This window comes from Pseudomonas sp. MWU13-2517, assembly GCF_023242545.1.
Lineage (GTDB): Bacteria > Pseudomonadota > Gammaproteobacteria > Pseudomonadales > Pseudomonadaceae > Aquipseudomonas.
Map to the genome: position 1 here is coordinate 1 of NZ_JALMFA010000024.1, position 17,778 is coordinate 17,778.

Sequence of the window (17,778 nt, forward strand, 5' to 3'; positions counted from 1 at the left end):
CAAGCTGATTGCCGAGCACCACGCGGAGCACCATCGCAGTTATCTCTATGAACCGGACAGCTTCCGGCCTCTGGCGTTACTGGAAGGTTTTGGCCCGAAGGAAACGAAGCCCTACCACTACCAACTCGACCACCTCGGCACGCCGCAGGAACTCACGACACCTGACGGCGAAATCGTCTGGTCCGCGCACTACCGCGCCTACGGAGAAGTCGCACGTCTTGATGTCGGCAAAATCGACAATCCGTTGCGTTTTCAAGGCCAGTACTACGATGCGGAGAGCGGGCTGCACTACAACCGTCATCGCTACTACAATCCGGATATTGGTCGGTACCTGACACCGGATCCGGTGAGGCTGGCCGGCGGGGTCAACGCGTACCAGTACGTGCCTAACCCTACGGGGTGGGTGGATCCGCTGGGATTGAGCACATGCCCTGGTGGGGATGGATGTAAGCCGACATACAACGCTGATGAACCCTGGAAACAAGCCAAGGTAAACGAAGGAGATGTGGCTCCACCCAAGGGGGCTAATAGCAATCTCTCTAGAAATGGTGCATTTAAAAGAGCAAAAGCAATAGCAGGAGTCCCGCAAACCCAACACCCAACATTAATACGTAGAGTTAAGATTACAGATCAAGACCAACACACGGAGGGCAGAGTGTATATATTTGAGCTACAGGAACGCCAAATAGAAATACGGGAACACTCGCTCGGCCATAAAAAAGGCAATCTTGGTCCACACTTCAATACAGAGGTAAGAATAAATGGGAAAACAGCACCATTAAAAAACTATACAGATAACCACTCATACTTCAAGAGATAAAAAATGAAATCGGTTTTCATCAGAGAAATAGGCATTCACCCTTGGGACCAACTGCATCCTAGCCACGACAAAAACTATATAACGATAACACTGCTCAACCAAGATTATGCGAGCGTTTGGGAAACATGGTGCGAGCTCAGCTCGTTACTCACATCCAAATGGCCAAAAATTGTAAAATGGCACACAAATTTACTACCACACTGCAGCAAGAGCCAAGAATACATTTTTCAAAAAAACTTCCATAAAAATTCAAAACCAGAAGACATTTTAAGAAAAAACCAATCAACCAATATCTATTCCCAGATAACAAACTTAGACTGCAAGCCGTTCCAGATAGACCCCAATTGCATGACATCTTATTACACAACCGTAACACTCATGCAAAAAAACAACAGCAACCTCGAACATCTCTGGCACAAGTTAAGCAAACTGAAAGACATTTCAAAAATTGACGATTTCAAAACAATACTTTCTAACGACGACTCTATCTCCTTTAGATTTTATGATTTTGAAACACATGGCGTCGCCCAACTCATTTGCCATTCAACACATCTACCCGCCATAACCAAATTCATCAGCAAACTTCATTTAGAAGAAATCCAGCAAAAAGATGTTTACACTTATATCCATAGAAAACCCATATAGAAAGCTCCGCTGACTATCAACAACAGCTCTTCATAACCATTTAATAGACAACTAATGGACACAGTATTCATACATCACTCCGGCATACGCCCTTGGGAGCAACCACATTCAGCAGACGAAAAAGAATATGCCACCTTCTCGCTGCTAAACCAAGACTTTGAAAGCGTTTGGAAAACTTGGTGCGCACTCGCATCTCTGTTAATAAATAATTGGCCAACCATAGCAATGTGGTACTCCACGAGCTACCCCCAATACAATAAGACCCAAGAGTACCTTACATTAAAACGCTTCACGAAAAATTTGGGACCTAGAGACATATTCAAAAAAAATGAAACAACATTAGTTTATTCAGGCATAGAACACTTAAACCACAACCCATATCATATAGAGCCAGACAGACTCAAGACATACCGTAGATCAGTGACTTTAATGATGAAAAACAAGAGTCAGCCAGATCAACTATGGCGACTTCTAAGTCATTTAAACCACATATCCACACCTGACGACTTCAAGTTAATACTAAACGACAACGAAATTCTGGCATTCAGGTTTTACGACGCTGAAACGCACGGTGTTGCTCAGCTCATATGCCACTCTAAACACTTAAAAAAATTAGAGCATGCAATCAAAACCTTGAGACTCAGGGAAATTTGTCAAAGCGACGTGTACGAATACATTCATAGCTAGCACTTCTGAATTCAACAATTAAACAAACCCGCCCCCTTTGCACACTATCGAAAAAGTTCAATGAAGATACAAGTTAGCGAAGTAGTTTCTGATGCGGACACTGTACGTGTGTACTTCCACTCGCCTGCTGGAAGTGGCACCGCTCTCTGGATGGGTATCTCACCAGCTATCGGCGAGGAGCAGGATGTCGAACTCGATTTTGATAAAGTCTTTACTTGGGGAAAAACATCACCCCTTCCTTACGTAAGACCCCACAAATCAATATTATAAACAGCCTTACCCAAATAACGGCTCAAATCATCCAAAACCAAGATGGCGAATGGACAGCACTAAAGCTCGGAGACTCAATAGTCCTTATTGAGCTTGATAAGGCACCCACTCAGAAGTCCGGGTTTGTTGAGCTAAAAGCGACCAAAACTCACTTATAACCAACAAGCATCTAATTACTTCCTCGACACTAAGCTAGAAATTAGCAAATTTATTTAGGCTCACCAAAATGAACCTACCTAGGTTCGAAGTTAAGCAAACCAAACCTGTGCGGAGCAACCTCCCCCGCCACAGGCTTGCCCAGTCCCCTTAGATCCCCGCCAACGCCAGGTCCATCGCAAAATACGTAAAAATCAAATCCGCTCCCGCACGCTTGATCGACCCCAGCGTCTCTCGTACTACACGTGCTTCATCGATCGCCCCGGCTTGCGCGCCGAATTTGATCATCGCGTACTCGCCACTCACTTGGTACGCCGCCACCGGCAGGCGTGAGGCTTCGCGGATGTCGCGGATGATGTCGAGGTAGGCGCCGGCTGGCTTGACCATCAAGGCGTCCGCGCCTTCCTGTTCGTCCAGCAGGGATTCGCGTACGGCTTCGCGGCGGTTCATCGGGTTCATCTGGTAGCTCTTGCGGTCGCCCTTGAGCGCGCTGCCGCCGGCTTCGCGGAATGGGCCGTAGAGGGCCGAAGCGAATTTGGTGGAGTAGGCCATGATCGGGATATGGGTGAAGCCGGCATCGTCCAGGGCGCGGCGGATGGCCTGGACCTGGCCGTCCATTGCCGCCGACGGTGCGATTACGTCGGCACCGGCACGGGCGGCGGCCACGGCTTGCTTGCCGAGGTTGACCAGGGTGGCGTCGTTGTCCACATGGGCACCGTGCATCACGCCGCAGTGGCCGTGGTCGGTGTATTCACAGAAGCAGGTGTCGGACATCACGATCATTTCCGGCACGGCATCCTTGATGGTCGACGACATGCGCGAAACCAGGCCGCGTTCCTTCCACGTGTCGCTGCCGTTCGCGTCCAGGTGATGGGACACGCCGAAGGTCATCACCGACTTGATCCCGGCGCGGGCAAAGCGCTCGATTTCACTGGCCAGCTTCTTCTCGGGAATACGCACGACACCCGGCATGCTGGTGATCGGTACGAAGTCGTCGATTTCTTCTTCGACGAAAATCGGCAGCACCAGGTCGTTGAGGGTGAATTCGGTTTCCTGGAACAAGCCGCGCAGTTCCGGGGAGCGGCGCAGACGGCGTGGACGGGCTTGAGGGAACTGGCTGGTCATGGTTTTCCTGAAAACAGTAGAGGCAAAAATAGTTGGGGCGAAAGCTTATGCCCCCAGGCCCCGGCAGCACAAACGCCAAGGGGCCAACAGTGTATTGCGCGGCTCGTAACAATTCATTGATCTAGAGCTGTACCCGCCCTTCGATGCATGCCGCCACCGCACCGCCAATCCAGACTTCATCGCCGTGGCGTTCAACATGAATGCGCCCCGCTCGCCCGATGGCCGTGCCTTGACTGACCTTATAGCGCTCGGGCGCCAGCCCTTCAGCCAGCAGCCATTGAGCCACGCCGGCGTTCAAGCTGCCGGTAGCCGGATCTTCCGGGGCACCGTCGCCGGCAATGAAAGCGCGTACTTCAAATTGCGTGTCGACCTCATCACGCTCAGGGTCACAGGGTGCGATCACGCCCACGACCAAACCCTGCAGTTGCGTGTAGTCCGGTTGCAAGGCCAACAGCTGGTCGCGGTCAGCCAGCATCACGGCCATCCATCCCGCCCCATTGTCGACCCATTGACTGCGCACAATCGCCTGCGCAGGCAAACCCAAACCCAGGCGGACACGCTCCAACAAAGCGCCTTCGACCGGACCGGAACGCAACAAAGGCGGGGCAATAAACGCCAACGCCTCGCCTTGACGACGGATACGCACCAGGCCGATTTCGCACTCCTGGATAATCTCTTCGCCTTTCGGAATGCCCCCTGCCTGCAGCCACGCATAGCAGCTGCCCAGCGTGGGGTGCCCGGCAAACGGCAACTCCGTGAGGGTGGTGAAGATCCTTACCCGGTAATCGGCCCGCGCATCACGCGGCGCCAGCAGAAAGGTGGTTTCGCTGAGGTTGGTCCAGTTGGCAAAGTCAGCCATCTGCCGGTCGGTGAGGCTGTCGGCGCCCAGCACCACGGCCAGTGGATTGCCTTTGAGCGGCACGGCGCTGAACACATCCAATTGCTTGAAATCGAAAGTCGGCATACTTCAACTCTTTGCGGTTCAGCCAGGAATACTCAGGCCACGGATCACCGCCGGACGTGCCACAAATCCGTCCAGTGCACGCAGCACGTTAGGGAAATCGGCAATACCCACCAGGTCGCCGGCTTCATAGAAGCCGATCAGGTTGCGGATCCATGGGAATGTCGCGATGTCGGCAATGCTGTAGTCATCACCCATGATCCAGGTGCGGCCCAGCAGGCGTTTTTCCAGTACCGCCAGCAAACGTCGGGATTCCGTGATGTAGCGGTCACGCGGGCGTTTGTCTTCATAAGCCTTGCCGGCAAACTTGTTGAAGAATCCCACCTGGCCGAACATCGGGCCGATACCGGCCATCTGGAACATCAGCCACTGGATCGTTTCATAGCGGGTAGCAGGGTCTTCGGACAGCAGCTGGCTGGTCTTTTCCGCAAGGTAGATCAGGATCGCACCGGACTCGAACAGCGCCAGCGGCTGGCCGCTGGGGCCATTCGGGTCGATGATCGCGGGGATCTTGTTGTTGGGGTTCAGGGACATGAACTCGGGGGATAGCTGGTCCTGCGTCTCGAAGCTGACCTTGTGCGCCTCATACGGCAACCCCAACTCTTCAAGCATGATCGACACTTTGACGCCGTTGGGCGTCGGCAACGAATACAGCTGCAAGCGCTCCGGGTGCTGGGCAGGCCATTTGCTGTTGATCGGGAAAGCGGCGAGTGCATTCATCGGAAAATCCCCAGGCTGAAAGCCCTCATCATAGTCATCTGGGCCTCGCCCTGCATGGGTCATCATTACGCAACATAGCCACGCTAGGCTGCCGCACAGGCGAACCAAAGCGCCAAAGTGCACTCTTACGTGCGCCAAAACGTTGAAATGCAGACTCGAACAGACAATGACAATCTCACCTTTGTGCCTTGTAAAACGACTCAAACGCTACACCTACGTGCTGCCATCATTGTTATTACTCGGCGGTGCAATCGGCTTGACCCTTGAATCCCCGCTCATCAATGCCGGGCCGGTGGATGGCGTGCAAACCCTGGTGTTCCTGCGCCATGGTGAAAAACCTGCCGGCGGCCTGGGCCAGCTCAACTGCCAGGGCCTCAACCGCGCGATGAACCTGGCCACCGTGTTGCCGGAAAAATTCGGCAAGGCCAACTATGTGTTTGCCTCCAACCCGACGCGCAATGTCGAGGAAGGTGAGCATGACAATTCCTACAGCTACATTCGTCCATTGATGACCATCGGGCCCAGCGCCATCAAGCTCGGCCTGCCGGTGAATATCAAGTACTCCGCCAACGACACCAGCGCCCTCGCCGACGAATTGGTGGAGGACAAGTACCACAACGCGATCATCTACACCGCCTGGTCCCACGGCTACCTGCCGGAGCTGATCAACAAAGTGGCCAGCGAAGCGGTGGGCTCGAAGTACACCATCGCCCACGATTGGTCCGGCAATGACTACGATACGTTGTACGTGCTGACACTGACCTGGCACAACGGCAAAGCATCATTGCTGAGCCGCAACTACCAACAGGGTTTGAACAACGGCCAACAGACCTGCCCGGAAGCAACCCAGGTGAGCGCTGACATCTGAGGGCGTATGATGCACCGATATTGACTCACCTTCGGATCATCAGCATGCCCAACCTCACCTCCACCCAGCCCGCCCGGGGCTGGTCTTTCTGGTGGAAGCCCGCCCTGTTCCTCCTGGTTGCCTGCGTCGGCCTTTACTACGTGAAGTGGTCGCCCTATTACTTCAAGGCATTCGTGGCGGCGGATAACCACAGCATCGGCGCGTCAATCCTCAACGATCAACAAACGGCGCCTCTGACGGCGGCGCTGGCGTATGCCCAGGTGTATTTCCTGGCGATCTGGAGAGCCGCGGTGCTGGCGGTGATTCTCGGCTCGCTGCTGCAAGTGTTGATCCCGCGCGACTGGCTGCTACGTCTGTTTGGCAAGGCCGGGTTGGGGTCGACCGTGCGCGGTGGGCTGTTCGCCCTGCCCGGGATGATGTGCAGTTGCTGCGCGGCGCCGGTGGCGGCGGGCCTGCGTCGTCAGCAGGTTTCAGTGGGGGCGGCGTTGGCGTTCTGGATTGCCAATCCGGTGCTGAACCCGGCCACGTTGGTATTCATGGGCTTTGTTCTGGGCTGGGGGTTTACGGCGCTGCGCCTGGTGGCGGGGATTGTGCTGGTAGTGGGCGTGTCCCTGGTGGCCCAACGTATTGCGCGTCCGGAGCAGGTGCCGGATGCCGCACTGGAGGCGGTGGCAGAGGTCAGCCTGGTGGAATCGCAGCCGTTCCTGAGCCGCTGGCTGCGCACCCTGTGGCAATTGTTCTGGAGCACCATCCCGGTCTATATCCTGGCCGTGCTGCTCCTGGGCGCAGCGCGGGTCTGGTTGTTTCCCCATGTGGATGGGGCCATGGCCAACAGCCTGCTCTGGCTGGTGCCATTAGCGATTGTCGGCACCTTGTTCGTGATTCCGACCGCCGCCGAAATCCCTATCGTACAAACCATGATGACCTTGGGCATGGGCACCGGCCCGGCCGTGGCCTTGCTGATGACCTTGCCGAGCGTGAGCCTGCCTTCACTGCTGATGCTGCGCAAGGATTTCGATGCGCGGGTGCTGGTGACGGTGGCCGGGTTGACCATGTTGGTGGGTGTGGTGTGTGGGTTGATCGGAGCGGTCATCCTCTAGTTACTCTCAGGCATGGGGGGCCAGAAAGGTCACCCCATCCTTTCACGCAGATACTCCACCACGGCCCCCTGCTCTCCCGAAAACTCGATCCGAGCGCCTTTGCTTTCCTTTTGAAAGGCGTACATCGGGTCGTAATACTCGCGCAGCAACCCTTCGATCCAGTCTCGGTGCAGGTCCACTGCACCCGTGCGGGCCTGTTCCGCCAAGGCGTCCTGCAAGATTGCCTGTAGCCGCTGGAAGCGTTCGCCGCCCAGGCGCTTGTGAATATTGGCCAGGCTCTGGGTCAGGCGCTCGGCAAACCGTACCTGACCGGTTTCGCCATAGACCTTGATGAATTCGGCACAGAGTTCGACCACGTAATCACGCAGGATTCGCTCGACACGGCCCTCCAGGCTGTCTTCGAGCCAGACCATCGGAAACGTCTGCATGCCTTTGTGCAACGGCAGCGGCAGCGCACAACTGCCGATCATGCGGCTCTCGTCCTCGACCACAAACTGTTCGATACCCCCGGCGCGTTTTTTCAGCAGGTCCACCGCCAGGCGGTTTTCGAAATCGATGTTGGACGGCTGCGCCGTAGCACGCTTGCCGAAGCTGGAGCCGCGGTGATTGGCATGCCCCTCCAGATCCAGCGCATTGCGCAGCTGGCTGAGCACTTCGGTTTTGCCGGTGCCCGTCATGCCGCCCAGCAACACGAAATCGCACGCGTGCGTCGCCTGCTCCAAGGTCTCCAACAGAAAGGTGCGCATGGCCTTGTAGCCACCGCCGACACGTGGATACTCAATGCCAGCTTCGGTCTTCAGCCACTGCTGCACGATCTGTGAGCGCAACCCACCCCGAAAACAGTACAGGTACCCGTCGGGATTGGCCTTGGCGAACTGCGCCCATTGTTCGATGCGCTGCGCCTTGATCGCCCCGGACACCAGTTCATGCCCCAACACAATGGCTGCCTGCTGGCCTTGCTGCTTGTAGCAGGTGCCGACCCGTTGCCGCTCGTCATCGGTCATCAGCGGCAAGTTGGTCACCCCGGGGAACGCGCCCTTGGTGAACTCGATCGGCGCACGGGTATCCATCATCGGCCGATCATTGAGGAAAATATCGCGGTAATCGGTGATGTCAGCAGCCATCAAAACACCTCTACCGCATGGGTCTGTCGCTCACCCAACTCGCCGATCGATTCGAGGCTCAAGCCCAGTTCGGCGGCGACTGTATGGAATTCGGCGTCGCCCTCGGGCGTCACGGCAATCAACAAGCCACCACTGGTCTGCGGATCGCACAGAACGCGCTTGTGCAATTCCTGAAGGCGCCCGAGTTTGCTCGCGTAGCTGTCGAAGTTACGCAACGTACCCCCGGGCATGCAGCCTTGGTCCAGGTAATACTCTACGCCCGGCAGCAACGGTACTTTGGCGTATTCGATGCGCGCCGTCAGGCCACTGCCATCGGCCATTTCCACCAAGTGCCCCAGCAAGCCGAAACCGGTCACATCAGTCATGGCCGTCACGCCGGGCAGCTTGCCGAAACGGCTGCCCGGCTTGTTGAGGGTGCACATCCAGTCGCGGGCCAGACCCACATCGGCCTCGCGTAACTTGCCCTTCTTTTCAGCGGTAGTCAGAACGCCGATGCCCAGTGGTTTGGTCAGATACAACTTGCAGCCGGCAGTGGCGGTGTCGTTGCGTTTCATATGGCGCTTTTGCACGATACCGGTCACGGCCAGACCGAAGATCGGCTCCGGCGCATCAATGGAGTGGCCACCGGCCAGAGGGATGCCCGCCGCGTCACACACTGAACGGCCACCACGAATGACCTCCCGGGCAATCTCCGGCGCCAGCACATTCACCGGCCAGCCGAGAATGGCAATGGCCATCAGTGGGTCGCCGCCCATGGCGTAGATATCGCTGATGGCATTGGTCGCGGCAATGCGGCCGAAGTCGAAGGGGTCATCGACAATCGGCATGAAGAAATCAGTGGTGGAGACCACACCACGCTCGTCGTCGATGGCGTACACCGCCGCATCATCGCGCGAGGCATTACCCACCCACAGGTTGGGGTCGAGGTTCTGCGCACCACTGCCGGCAAGGATCACTTCCAATACCTGGGGCGAAATCTTGCAGCCGCAACCCGCGCCGTGGCTGTATTGGGTGAGGCGAATAGGCTCGTTCATGGTGGTCCTCAAGCTGACAAGTGAGTGGAGTCTACCAGACAGCAAAAGGCCAACTGGGCTCGTGGAGCACAGTTGGCCTTTGCCTATCACCTCTTACTGTCTGGCAGCGAGCAGGCGTTTGTGGCGATTACGTCGCGCCATGTTCAGCAGTTCGATCGCCGCCGAGAACGCCATGGCCGCGTATACATAACCTTTTGGCACATGGGCGCCGAAGCCTTCGGCGATCAAGGTCATGCCGATCATGATCAGGAAGCCCAGGGCCAGCATCACCACCGTCGGGTTGTCGTTGATGAACTTGGCCAACGGTTCCGCCGCCACCAGCATCACGATCACCGAGACCACCACGGCAATGATCATGATCGGCAGGTGCTCGGTCATGCCCACGGCGGTGATGATGCTGTCGATGGAAAACACCAGGTCGAGCATCAGGATCTGGCCAATCGCAGCCGCAAAACCGATGGACACGCCATTACCGGCGCTGACCTTCTCTTCCGGCTCCGGGTCCATGCTGTGATGGATTTCGGTGGTCGCCTTCCATACCAGGAACAAGCCACCGGCGATCAGGATCATGTCCTTCCACGAAAATGCCTGGCCGAAGACTTCGATCACCGGCGTCGTCAACTGCACGATGAACGCGATGGTGCTCAAAAGGCCCAGGCGCAGGACCAATGCCATGCTGATGCCGATACGTCGCGCTTTCGCCCGGTGTTTCTCCGGCAACTTGTTGGTGAGAATCGAGATAAAGATCAGGTTATCGATGCCCAGCACGATTTCCATCACGATCAAGGTGGCCAACGCTACCCAGGCAGTGGGGCTTGCAGCCAGCTGTAAAAGATAATCCATAGGTCAGTCCTGAGGTGGTAAGGCTGGGGAATTAGGTTTCTTTGGTATCGGATTCAGACGTCTTTTCGGCGTCCTGGTCTTTCTTCTCAGGGCTGATCAAGCCCTGGGTCGCTTCGCTCAGGGCCTGCTCGGCAGCCTTATGGGTTTCATCGATAACTTGCTTGGCCGACTCGGTAGCCTTGCCCATCACCTGCTGCGCACTTTTTTCAACTTGATCACAGCCGCCAACCATTACCAATGAAAGCGCAAGCAACGATGCCGCGCCCAGGGAATTGAGTTTCATAATGTATTTCTCCTTAGAACCAGAGGGCCCCAGTAGTGGCCCCGCGATAGCGACGCATTCTAGGGAGGCAAACAGTTCAGGAAAATTCGTATTTTTATGACATATACTTCGGTTTTAACGAACTGTAGACCCACATGCTCAATTACAGACAGTTGCATTACTTCTGGGTGGTGGCCAAGACCGGCAGCATCGTGCGCGCCTGCGAGCAGTTGAACCTCACGCCCCAGACCATCAGCGGGCAAATCAGCCTGCTGGAGCAAGCCTTCGGTATAGCGCTGTTTCAGCGTGTAGGGCGCCAGTTGGAACTGACCGAAGCCGGGCGCAGGGCGCTGCCCTATGCCGAGCAGATGTTCCAGACCGGCAATGAACTGGAGGCGATGTTGCGCGCCCAGCCCAATGAGCAGCAGATCCTGTTTCGGGTCGGCGTGGCGGACGTGGTGCCCAAGTCCATCGTCTATCGGCTGATCGCGCCGACCATGGAGCTAAGCGAGCCTATTCGTATCACCTGTCGCGAGGACAAACTCGAACGCCTGTTGGCCGACCTGGCGATCCAACGCCTGGACCTGGTGATTTCCGACAGTCCGATGCCTACGCACCTGGATATCAAGGGCTACAGTCAGAAGCTGGGCGAGTGCGGCATCAGTTTTTTCGCCACCCAGGCATTGGCTGACGAATACAGTGGCGACTTCCCACAGTGCTTGCAGGGCGCGCCGCTGTTGATTCCAGGGGCAGAAACCGTCGTGCGCAGCCGTTTGCAGCGCTGGTTTGCCGAGCAGCAGATTCAACCGAAGATCATTGGTGAGTTTGACGACAGCGCCTTGATGCAGGCGTTTGGCCAATCCGGCAGCGGGATTTTCATCGCGCCAAGCGTGATCGCCGACGAGGTGGTGCGCCAATACGGTGTGGCGCTGATCGGCCAGACCGATGCGGTGACCGAGTCGTTTTACGCGATCTCGGTAGAGCGCAAGGTCAAGCACCCTGGCATCGTGGCCATTACCGAGGGTGCTCGACGGGAACTGTTTACCACCCTGCCCTGAGGCTTCAGGCGTTGGTCGCGTGGGTTGGTCGGGCGCTCATCAGCCACAGCGCCAGCAGGATCGACACCAGAATAAACCCGGAGGCCGCGAAGCCCAGGCTGCCCAGGCCCAGGGTGTCGATCACATGCCCCCCGACCATCGCTCCCAGGCCGATCCCAAGATTGGCCCCGGCGATATTCAACGACGCGGCAAACGCGGGTGCATGGGGCGCGGCCTTCATCAAGCGCACATGGCTGACCAGGAACATCGCCGCCTGGGTCACGCCCCACACCGCCATCGCCGCAGCCAGGCCGACCGTAGAGTGAATCGCCGGCACCAGCGCCACCATGCCCGCGATCATGAAGCCGCAGAACACCATGGACGCGATCAAGGGGTGCCGGTCCACCGCACGCCCGCCAAGGGAATTGCCGATCAAGCCGACCGCACCAAAGCCCATCAGGCACCAGCCCACCAGCGTACCGTCGAACCCGGCCAGGCGCTCGAGGATATCCGCCAGGTAGGTGTAGGCCGTGAACATGCCGCTGAACACCAGGATCGATAACAGGATATGGCCCTGCATCAGCGGGTTGCGCAGGATCTTGAACTGCGAACGCAACGTCACTTGATCGCGCTTCGGTTCGGTCGCCGGCAAATACAGAAACAGCAGCAGCGCCTTGGCCAGAGCCACCACTGCAAGGATGGCAAACGCAGTGCGCCAGCCGAACATGTCGGAAATCAGCGTACCCACGGGAATACCAAACACTGTGGCGCAGACGATGCCGAAGCCGATTTTCTCGATCGCACGCCCGGCGTACTCCGGGCCGACGATATCCACCGCCGTCTCACTGGCCAAGGCCCAGAACACCGGCAGCCCCAGGGCTGGAATCAAGCGCGCCAGCGCCATCATCCAGATATTCGGCGCAAGGGCCGCCACGGTATTGGCCACGCCGAACATAATCAGGATGGTGATAAACAGGCGCTTGCGTGGGAAACGGGCGAAGTACGCCGTCAGAAACGGGCCAAACGCCGCCACGGTAAAGGCGAACAAAGTCACCAGCAGCCCCGCCTGGGACACGCTGACGTGCAGGTCGCGGGCGATGGATGGCAATAAACCGACGATGACGAATTCTGTGGTCAGCACGGTAAAGCCGGCGGCCGACAGCAGCAGGATGGGAAACAGCATGAAAACTCCAGAAACAACGACATCAACGACAGCCCGAAGGGCTCGCTGACAGAGAGGAAAGATGAGAGGCAAGAATCTTAACAGAGTGTGTCCAGGTTTGGCGAAGGCCCTGGGACGTGGGTGACGCGATGTCGCAGCGCCTGGGGCACGGATGACGGCATGCTAGACTTCGCGCCCTCGCGTCCTACAGCCTTTTCTGCGTGCGCCGCTGTACCTTCAAAAAATTAGAGACAAGTGTTTATGACTGCTGCCCCTTCCCTTTTACAACGACTGGCCCGTGTCAGCCTGGTCACGCAAATCGTCCTCGGCCTGACAGCCGGCATCCTCCTGGCCCTCCTTGCACCTGAGGCCGCCAGGGCCACCGGTTTTATCGGCAAGGTATTTGTCGCCGCACTCAAGGGCGTGGCGCCGATCCTGGTGTTTGTGTTGGTGATGGCGTCGATTGCCAACCATAGACATGGCCAGCAAACCCATATCAAGCCGATACTGTTCCTATACCTGCTCGGCACCTTTGCCGCCGCCGTGGTAGCGGTGATCGGCAGCACGCTGTTCCCCTCGACGCTCGTGCTAGCCACCCATGACGCCACAGTCAGCGCCCCGGGCGGCATCGGCGAAGTGCTGCAAAGCCTGCTACTGAGCGTGGTGGACAACCCGATCAATGCCCTGGTGAACGCCAACTTTATCGGCATCCTGGCCTGGGCTATCGGCCTGGGTGTCGCCATTCGCCATGCCGGTGAGACGACCCGCACGGTGCTCGACGACCTGTCCAATGGCGTGACATTGATGGTGCGCGTTGTGATTCGCTTCGCGCCTCTGGGCATCTTTGGTCTCGTGGCGTCGACGCTGGCCACCTCCGGCTTCGGCGCCCTGCTCGGCTACGCTCACCTGCTGGCCGTGCTGATCGGCTGCATGCTGTTTGTGGCGTTGGTGATGAACCCGGCCATCGTGTACTGGAAACTGCGCCGCAACCCTTACCCACTGGTGCTGATGTGCCTGCGTGAAAGTGGCATCACGGCTTTCTTCACCCGCAGTTCGGCGGCGAATATCCCGGTGAACCTCGCGTTGAGCAAGCGCCTGGGCCTGCATGAAGACACCTACTCGGTGTCGATTCCGCTGGGTGCCACCATCAACATGGCCGGTGCCGCGATCACCATCACCGTGTTGACCCTGGCAGCCGTACACACCCTTGGGATTGCGGTCGACCTGCCTACCGCGGTGCTGCTCAGCGTAGTGGCGGCGGTGTGCGCCTGCGGAGCCTCGGGTGTGGCCGGTGGTTCGCTGCTGCTGATTCCCCTGGCATGCAGCCTGTTCGGTATTCCCAGTGAGATCGCCATGCAGGTGGTTGCGGTCGGGTTCATTATCGGCGTACTCCAGGATTCGGCGGAAACCGCGCTGAACTCGTCCACCGACGTGCTGTTTACCGCTGCGGCGTGCCTGGGCCAGGACGAGCAGCCAGCTTAACGGTCAGGCAAGAAAAAGCCCGGGGCGGTTCGAGCACGAACCAACCCGGGCTTTTTTTGCGCTTAGAAAGCGCCCATGTAGTCGCGCTTGCCGATTTCCACACCGTTGTGGCGCAGCAAGGCGTAAGCGGTAGTGACGTGGAAGAAGAACTGCGGCAGGCCGTAGGTCAACAGGTAGGACTGGCCGCTGAAGCGCTTCTCTTTCGGCGTGCCTGGACGGGTGATGATCTCGATGCCTTCCTTGCCGTCGATCTGCTCGGGCTTGAGGGTGTCGATGAAGGCCAGCACCTTGGCGATCAGCGCTTGCAGGTCGGCGAAGGTGACTTCCTTATCTTCATATTTGGGCACTTCGATCTCGGCCAGGCGGGCGCTGACGCCTTTGGCGAAGTCGACAGCGATCTGGACCTGGCGTACCAGCTGGAACATGTCAGGGAACAGGCGCGCTTGCAGCAAGGCGTTGGGCTCGATGTTCCGGGCGGTGGCGTGGGCTTCGGCTTTGTTCAGCACATCGCTCAGCGCGGTGAGCATTTGCTTGAAGACAGGGACAGACGCGGCGTACAGAGAAATAGTCATGACAGTCTCACGGTTATGGCAGGGTTTGAAGCCAGCAGCGATTATAGACCTGCCCGCCGCTTGTCTTTTATTTTTTCCGGCATAGGCTAGTGGGCTCACTGCATAGGGAAAAGCGCGATGACCGCTGAGCATGACACCGAAACCCCTGAGCCGCGCCTCACCAGCACGGAAATCCGCATCCTGGGCTGCCTGATCGAAAAACAGGCGACCAACCCGGAAACCTACCCCCTGACCCTCAATGCCCTGGTACTGGCCTGCAACCAGAAGACCAGCCGCGAACCTGTGACCAACCTTTCCCAGGGCCAGGTCGGCCAGAGCCTGCGTGCACTGGAAGGCCAAGGTTTCGCCCGGCTGGTAATGGGCAGCCGTGCCGATCGCTGGGAACACCGTGTAGACAAGGCGCTGGAACTGGTGCCGGCCCAGGTGATCCTGATCGGGCTGCTGTTTCTGCGCGGGCCACAGACGGTCAATGAACTGCTGACCCGCAGCGGGCGCATGCATGACTTCGAAGATGCCGAGCAGGTGGTGCACCAGCTTGAGCGTCTGATTGCGCGCGGGCTGGCGGTACTGGTGCCGCGCCAGGCGGGCCAGCGGGAAGATCGGTACACCCACGCGCTGGGCGATCCGGCGGATATCGAGGCGATTATCGCGGCGCGAGGGAATCCGGCCGAGCGTGGAGCCGGGGTGTCTGTGGACCGTATTGAAGAGCTGGAAGCGCGGATTGCAGCACTGGAAGAACGACTGACACAGTTGGAACAGGCGTAATTGGATTAAACATGTGGCAGCGGGCTTGCTCGCCAACGCGGTGTCAATTGACCCTCAACTGATCTACCGCATTGGCGATGCAAGCCCGTTCCAACATTGGTTCTCAAGCAGGCTTCAGCCTCGGGCAAAAGCTACGGCCGCCTCAAACTGCTGCTGCGTCGGCCGCACGCCGGTATACAACACAAACTGCTCCAGCGCCTGGATTGCGATCACTTCCAGGCCGGTAATCACCCGCTTGCCTTTGGCACGGCCACGCACGATCAGCGGCGTTTCGGCGGGGATCGCCACCACATCAAACACCGTGTCCGCAGCATCCACAGCGTCAGCCTCGAAGGCCAATTGATCGGCCTCGGCACCACCGCTCATGCCGATCGGCGTCACGTTGACCAGCATCTGCGGGCGCAAGTCACCCAGGTCGGCCTGCCACTCATACCCCAGGTTTTGCGCCAGCGCGCGCCCAGCCACTGCGTTGCGCGCCACAATCACACCATTGGCATAACCACCGTCACGCAAGGCGCTGGCCACGGCCTTGGCCATGCCGCCGCTGCCACGCAAGGCGAAGGTCGAGTCCTTGGGCACCGCGTGCTTTTTCAGCAGTTGCTCGATGGCGATATAGTCAGTGTTGTAGGCTTTGAGGCGGCCGTCGGTGTTGACGATGGTGTTCAGGGAATCAATGGCCCGGACCGAATCGTCCAGCTCGTCGACCAGGGCGATCGCAGCCTCCTTGAACGGCATGGACACACCGCACCCACGAATGCCCAGCGCTCGGATGCCACCTATCGCCCCGGGTAAATCCTGGCTGCTGAACGCTTTATAGTAGAAGTTCAACCCCAACTGTTCGTAAAGGTGGTTGTGGAACCGCAAACCGAAATTCCCGGGACGCGCCGACAATGACATACACAGTTTGGTGTCTTTGTTGGGGTGCATCTGCATGGATAACTCCTTTGAGTAAGCAAATCGGTACAGACCTTACACAACATTTACCTATCGGCCGTGCTGTTTTTCAGAAATACGTTGTCTTAAAAGTATCCCCGCGACAATCCTTGAGTCTATTGATTGCAGACCACAAGCGCAGGGGCTAACCGAGGAATGACCATGATTCGTAAAATCCCCAAAATCGCCTTGCTTGTCGGCGCACTCGCTATGGCAGGCCAAGCCTCCGCCCACGGTGGTGGTTGGGGTGGCCCGGCCGTTCTGGGTGCTTTAGTCGGCGCCGCTGTAGTGGGCTCGGTGGTGGCCAGCCAATCCCAGCCGGTCTACGTGCAGCAGCCGGTCTATGTCCAGCCGCAACCGGTCTATGCCGCTCCGCCGCCGGTCTACTATGCACCGCCGCCGCCGGTGTATGTGCAAGAACGGGTTTACTACCGCCCGGCGCCGGTCTATTACGGCCCTCCGCGCGGCTACTACGGCCCTCCTCACGGCTATTACGGCCGAGGCTGGTAACCTCGAACAGATTGACTGAACAGGCCTCGCCCACACGCGGGGCCTTTTTTTGCCTTTAAAGTCTGGATTTATCTTGCCAAGGTCGCAGTGAGGACAATGCTTGGGCGGTAATCCCACATCATGAGGGTTGAATGTCTTCTTGCTCGATCGAGGCCCGCCCTGTCATGTTTACGTCACGAAACGGACTCACTATCGACCTGTCCAGCCAATAACAATTAAGGACGACTGACCATGCCCACGCAAAACCCGCACCGTACCGCCGGCCTCTGCACCTCCAGCAGGGTCTACAGCGCCCTCACGGAGCTCAAGCACCTGGAAGGCCACCGCAGCGCCAAATTCCTCGCGCTGCTTGCGGAAAACCTGGTGCGCAAGGGTTTGCTCAATGAGCAAGAAGTGATGAACATGCTCGATCAGGTCGTGGACTGACGCCTCGCGTCGATGTCGACTATCAAGCCAGGTGATTTTTCCTGCACCGCAGAGCCCCGTAAGGTGACCTCAATAGCGATTGGAGGTCCTTATGCCCACTGTTCAAATCATGTCCGTCATCGGTAGCGCCGTCCCCACCTCACTTCGGGAGCTGGGCCTGCTCGCCTGTTGGTACGTAGTACGCGATGGCGAGCCTATCAGCGGCCCGCTGACGTCGTTATCCGATGCTGAAAAACAACTGCTATGCGCAGCCAATTTCAGCCTCAACGCCTGAAA

General features: G+C 57.8%; 20 protein-coding genes. 10 read left to right on the forward strand and 10 right to left on the reverse strand.

All coding sequences use genetic code 11. From position 1 onward, the window contains the following. Together M5B97_RS26515 and M5B97_RS26520 are read left to right on the forward strand one after the other, a co-directional pair. The coding region (locus M5B97_RS26515; RefSeq protein WP_248733136.1) for an RHS repeat-associated core domain-containing protein at nt 1-820 on the forward strand (820 nt) is incomplete at its 5' end. A 3-nt stretch (nt 821-823) separates the two neighbouring features. Beyond that, entirely contained in the window at nt 824-1,465 is a 642-nt protein-coding gene (locus tag M5B97_RS26520) for a hypothetical protein (RefSeq protein ID WP_248733137.1), read from the forward strand. A 1,263-nt stretch (nt 1,466-2,728) separates the two neighbouring features. On the opposite strand, the gene hemB is transcribed toward M5B97_RS26520, so the two are convergent. From hemB to M5B97_RS26535, 3 genes are all read right to left on the reverse strand, one after another. Then, the gene (gene hemB / locus M5B97_RS26525) at nt 2,729-3,703 is read right to left on the reverse strand and encodes a porphobilinogen synthase (RefSeq protein ID WP_123715293.1); all 975 of its coding nucleotides are present in this window, start codon (nt 3,701-3,703) and stop codon (nt 2,729-2,731) included. A gap of 121 nt (nt 3,704-3,824) precedes the next feature. Next, nucleotides 3,825-4,667: a PhzF family phenazine biosynthesis protein gene (locus tag M5B97_RS26530; RefSeq protein WP_248733138.1), complete on the reverse strand. Its 843-nt coding sequence runs from the start codon at nt 4,665-4,667 to the stop codon at nt 3,825-3,827. Between the two features lie 18 nt (nt 4,668-4,685). Further along, complete coding sequence (locus M5B97_RS26535) at nt 4,686-5,384, reverse strand: glutathione S-transferase N-terminal domain-containing protein (RefSeq protein ID WP_248733139.1); 699 nt, start codon at nt 5,382-5,384, stop codon at nt 4,686-4,688. 166 nt (nt 5,385-5,550) lie between these two features. Between M5B97_RS26535 and M5B97_RS26540 the strand changes: the two genes are divergently transcribed. Next, a complete protein-coding gene (locus M5B97_RS26540; RefSeq protein WP_134660685.1) occupies nt 5,551-6,252 on the forward strand; it encodes a histidine phosphatase family protein in 702 nt (233 codons plus the stop codon). Between the two features lie 44 nt (nt 6,253-6,296). Beyond that, nucleotides 6,297-7,352: a permease gene (locus tag M5B97_RS26545; RefSeq protein WP_248733140.1), complete on the forward strand. Its 1,056-nt coding sequence runs from the start codon at nt 6,297-6,299 to the stop codon at nt 7,350-7,352. Nucleotides 7,353-7,381: 29 nt separating this feature from the next. Here M5B97_RS26545 and mnmH read toward each other — a convergent pair whose 3' ends face one another. From mnmH to M5B97_RS26565, 4 genes are all read right to left on the reverse strand, one after another. Beyond that, entirely contained in the window at nt 7,382-8,476 is a 1,095-nt protein-coding gene (gene mnmH, locus M5B97_RS26550) for a tRNA 2-selenouridine(34) synthase MnmH (RefSeq protein ID WP_248733141.1), read from the reverse strand. Beyond that, nucleotides 8,476-9,510, reverse strand: a complete 1,035-nt coding sequence (gene selD, locus M5B97_RS26555) for a selenide, water dikinase SelD (RefSeq protein ID WP_134660682.1) — start codon at nt 9,508-9,510, stop codon at nt 8,476-8,478. Before selD ends, mnmH begins: the two co-directional genes overlap by 1 nt. 93 nt (nt 9,511-9,603) lie before the next feature. Continuing rightward, nucleotides 9,604-10,353, reverse strand: coding sequence for a TerC family protein (locus M5B97_RS26560; RefSeq protein WP_134660681.1), 750 nt, complete (start codon nt 10,351-10,353; stop codon nt 9,604-9,606). A gap of 31 nt (nt 10,354-10,384) precedes the next feature. Then, complete coding sequence (locus M5B97_RS26565) at nt 10,385-10,636, reverse strand: hypothetical protein (protein WP_248733142.1); 252 nt, start codon at nt 10,634-10,636, stop codon at nt 10,385-10,387. 134 nt (nt 10,637-10,770) lie between these two features. Here M5B97_RS26565 and nhaR point away from each other — a divergent pair, with 134 nt between their 5' ends. Further along, nucleotides 10,771-11,673 (forward strand): transcriptional activator NhaR, encoded by a 903-nt coding sequence (nhaR, locus tag M5B97_RS26570; RefSeq protein ID WP_123715284.1) that lies wholly within the window; start codon nt 10,771-10,773, stop codon nt 11,671-11,673. A gap of 4 nt (nt 11,674-11,677) precedes the next feature. On the opposite strand, the gene M5B97_RS26575 is transcribed toward nhaR, so the two are convergent. Next, nucleotides 11,678-12,835 (reverse strand): MFS transporter, encoded by a 1,158-nt coding sequence (locus M5B97_RS26575; RefSeq protein ID WP_248733143.1) that lies wholly within the window; start codon nt 12,833-12,835, stop codon nt 11,678-11,680. 240 nt (nt 12,836-13,075) lie between these two features. Here M5B97_RS26575 and sstT point away from each other — a divergent pair, with 240 nt between their 5' ends. After that, a complete protein-coding gene (gene sstT / locus M5B97_RS26580) occupies nt 13,076-14,296 on the forward strand; it encodes a serine/threonine transporter SstT (protein ID WP_248733144.1) in 1,221 nt (406 codons plus the stop codon). 62 nt (nt 14,297-14,358) lie between these two features. On the opposite strand, the gene M5B97_RS26585 is transcribed toward sstT, so the two are convergent. Further along, nucleotides 14,359-14,868 carry a DUF1993 domain-containing protein gene (locus M5B97_RS26585; protein WP_123715281.1) on the reverse strand — a complete coding sequence of 170 codons (510 nt, stop codon included), beginning with the start codon at nt 14,866-14,868 and terminating at the stop codon, nt 14,359-14,361. A 117-nt stretch (nt 14,869-14,985) separates the two neighbouring features. Between M5B97_RS26585 and M5B97_RS26590 the strand changes: the two genes are divergently transcribed. After that, nucleotides 14,986-15,633 carry a DUF480 domain-containing protein gene (locus M5B97_RS26590; protein WP_248733145.1) on the forward strand — a complete coding sequence of 216 codons (648 nt, stop codon included), beginning with the start codon at nt 14,986-14,988 and terminating at the stop codon, nt 15,631-15,633. A gap of 114 nt (nt 15,634-15,747) precedes the next feature. Here the strand turns inward: M5B97_RS26590 and M5B97_RS26595 are convergent, their stop codons facing one another. Beyond that, nucleotides 15,748-16,566, reverse strand: a complete 819-nt coding sequence (locus tag M5B97_RS26595; protein WP_123715279.1) for a shikimate 5-dehydrogenase — start codon at nt 16,564-16,566, stop codon at nt 15,748-15,750. A 156-nt stretch (nt 16,567-16,722) separates the two neighbouring features. Between M5B97_RS26595 and M5B97_RS26600 the strand changes: the two genes are divergently transcribed. The 3 genes from M5B97_RS26600 to M5B97_RS26610 all read left to right on the forward strand — a co-directional run bounded on the left by M5B97_RS26600 (nt 16,723) and on the right by M5B97_RS26610 (nt 17,776). Further along, the gene (locus M5B97_RS26600; protein ID WP_060752428.1) at nt 16,723-17,076 is read left to right on the forward strand and encodes a hypothetical protein; all 354 of its coding nucleotides are present in this window, start codon (nt 16,723-16,725) and stop codon (nt 17,074-17,076) included. 231 nt (nt 17,077-17,307) lie between these two features. After that, the gene (locus M5B97_RS26605; protein ID WP_248733146.1) at nt 17,308-17,502 is read left to right on the forward strand and encodes a hypothetical protein; all 195 of its coding nucleotides are present in this window, start codon (nt 17,308-17,310) and stop codon (nt 17,500-17,502) included. Nucleotides 17,503-17,593: 91 nt separating this feature from the next. After that, complete coding sequence (locus M5B97_RS26610; RefSeq protein WP_248733147.1) at nt 17,594-17,776, forward strand: hypothetical protein; 183 nt, start codon at nt 17,594-17,596, stop codon at nt 17,774-17,776. The last annotated feature ends 2 nt before the right edge of the window (nt 17,777-17,778 follow it).

Coding starts and splice junctions, on each gene's coding strand:
- M5B97_RS26520 (WP_248733137.1), top strand. CDS start 824: ATGAAATCGGTTTTCATCAGAGAAATAGGCATTCACCCTTGGGACCAA.
- hemB (WP_123715293.1), bottom strand. CDS start 3,703: ATGACCAGCCAGTTCCCTCAAGCCCGTCCACGCCGTCTGCGCCGCTCC.
- M5B97_RS26530 (WP_248733138.1), bottom strand. CDS start 4,667: ATGCCGACTTTCGATTTCAAGCAATTGGATGTGTTCAGCGCCGTGCCG.
- M5B97_RS26535 (WP_248733139.1), bottom strand. CDS start 5,384: ATGAATGCACTCGCCGCTTTCCCGATCAACAGCAAATGGCCTGCCCAG.
- M5B97_RS26540 (WP_134660685.1), top strand. CDS start 5,551: ATGACAATCTCACCTTTGTGCCTTGTAAAACGACTCAAACGCTACACC.
- M5B97_RS26545 (WP_248733140.1), top strand. CDS start 6,297: ATGCCCAACCTCACCTCCACCCAGCCCGCCCGGGGCTGGTCTTTCTGG.
- mnmH (WP_248733141.1), bottom strand. CDS start 8,476: ATGGCTGCTGACATCACCGATTACCGCGATATTTTCCTCAATGATCGG.
- selD (WP_134660682.1), bottom strand. CDS start 9,510: ATGAACGAGCCTATTCGCCTCACCCAATACAGCCACGGCGCGGGTTGC.
- M5B97_RS26560 (WP_134660681.1), bottom strand. CDS start 10,353: ATGGATTATCTTTTACAGCTGGCTGCAAGCCCCACTGCCTGGGTAGCG.
- M5B97_RS26565 (WP_248733142.1), bottom strand. CDS start 10,636: ATGAAACTCAATTCCCTGGGCGCGGCATCGTTGCTTGCGCTTTCATTG.
- nhaR (WP_123715284.1), top strand. CDS start 10,771: ATGCTCAATTACAGACAGTTGCATTACTTCTGGGTGGTGGCCAAGACC.
- M5B97_RS26575 (WP_248733143.1), bottom strand. CDS start 12,835: ATGCTGTTTCCCATCCTGCTGCTGTCGGCCGCCGGCTTTACCGTGCTG.
- sstT (WP_248733144.1), top strand. CDS start 13,076: ATGACTGCTGCCCCTTCCCTTTTACAACGACTGGCCCGTGTCAGCCTG.
- M5B97_RS26585 (WP_123715281.1), bottom strand. CDS start 14,868: ATGACTATTTCTCTGTACGCCGCGTCTGTCCCTGTCTTCAAGCAAATG.
- M5B97_RS26590 (WP_248733145.1), top strand. CDS start 14,986: ATGACCGCTGAGCATGACACCGAAACCCCTGAGCCGCGCCTCACCAGC.
- M5B97_RS26595 (WP_123715279.1), bottom strand. CDS start 16,566: ATGCAGATGCACCCCAACAAAGACACCAAACTGTGTATGTCATTGTCG.
- M5B97_RS26600 (WP_060752428.1), top strand. CDS start 16,723: ATGACCATGATTCGTAAAATCCCCAAAATCGCCTTGCTTGTCGGCGCA.
- M5B97_RS26605 (WP_248733146.1), top strand. CDS start 17,308: ATGCCCACGCAAAACCCGCACCGTACCGCCGGCCTCTGCACCTCCAGC.
- M5B97_RS26610 (WP_248733147.1), top strand. CDS start 17,594: ATGCCCACTGTTCAAATCATGTCCGTCATCGGTAGCGCCGTCCCCACC.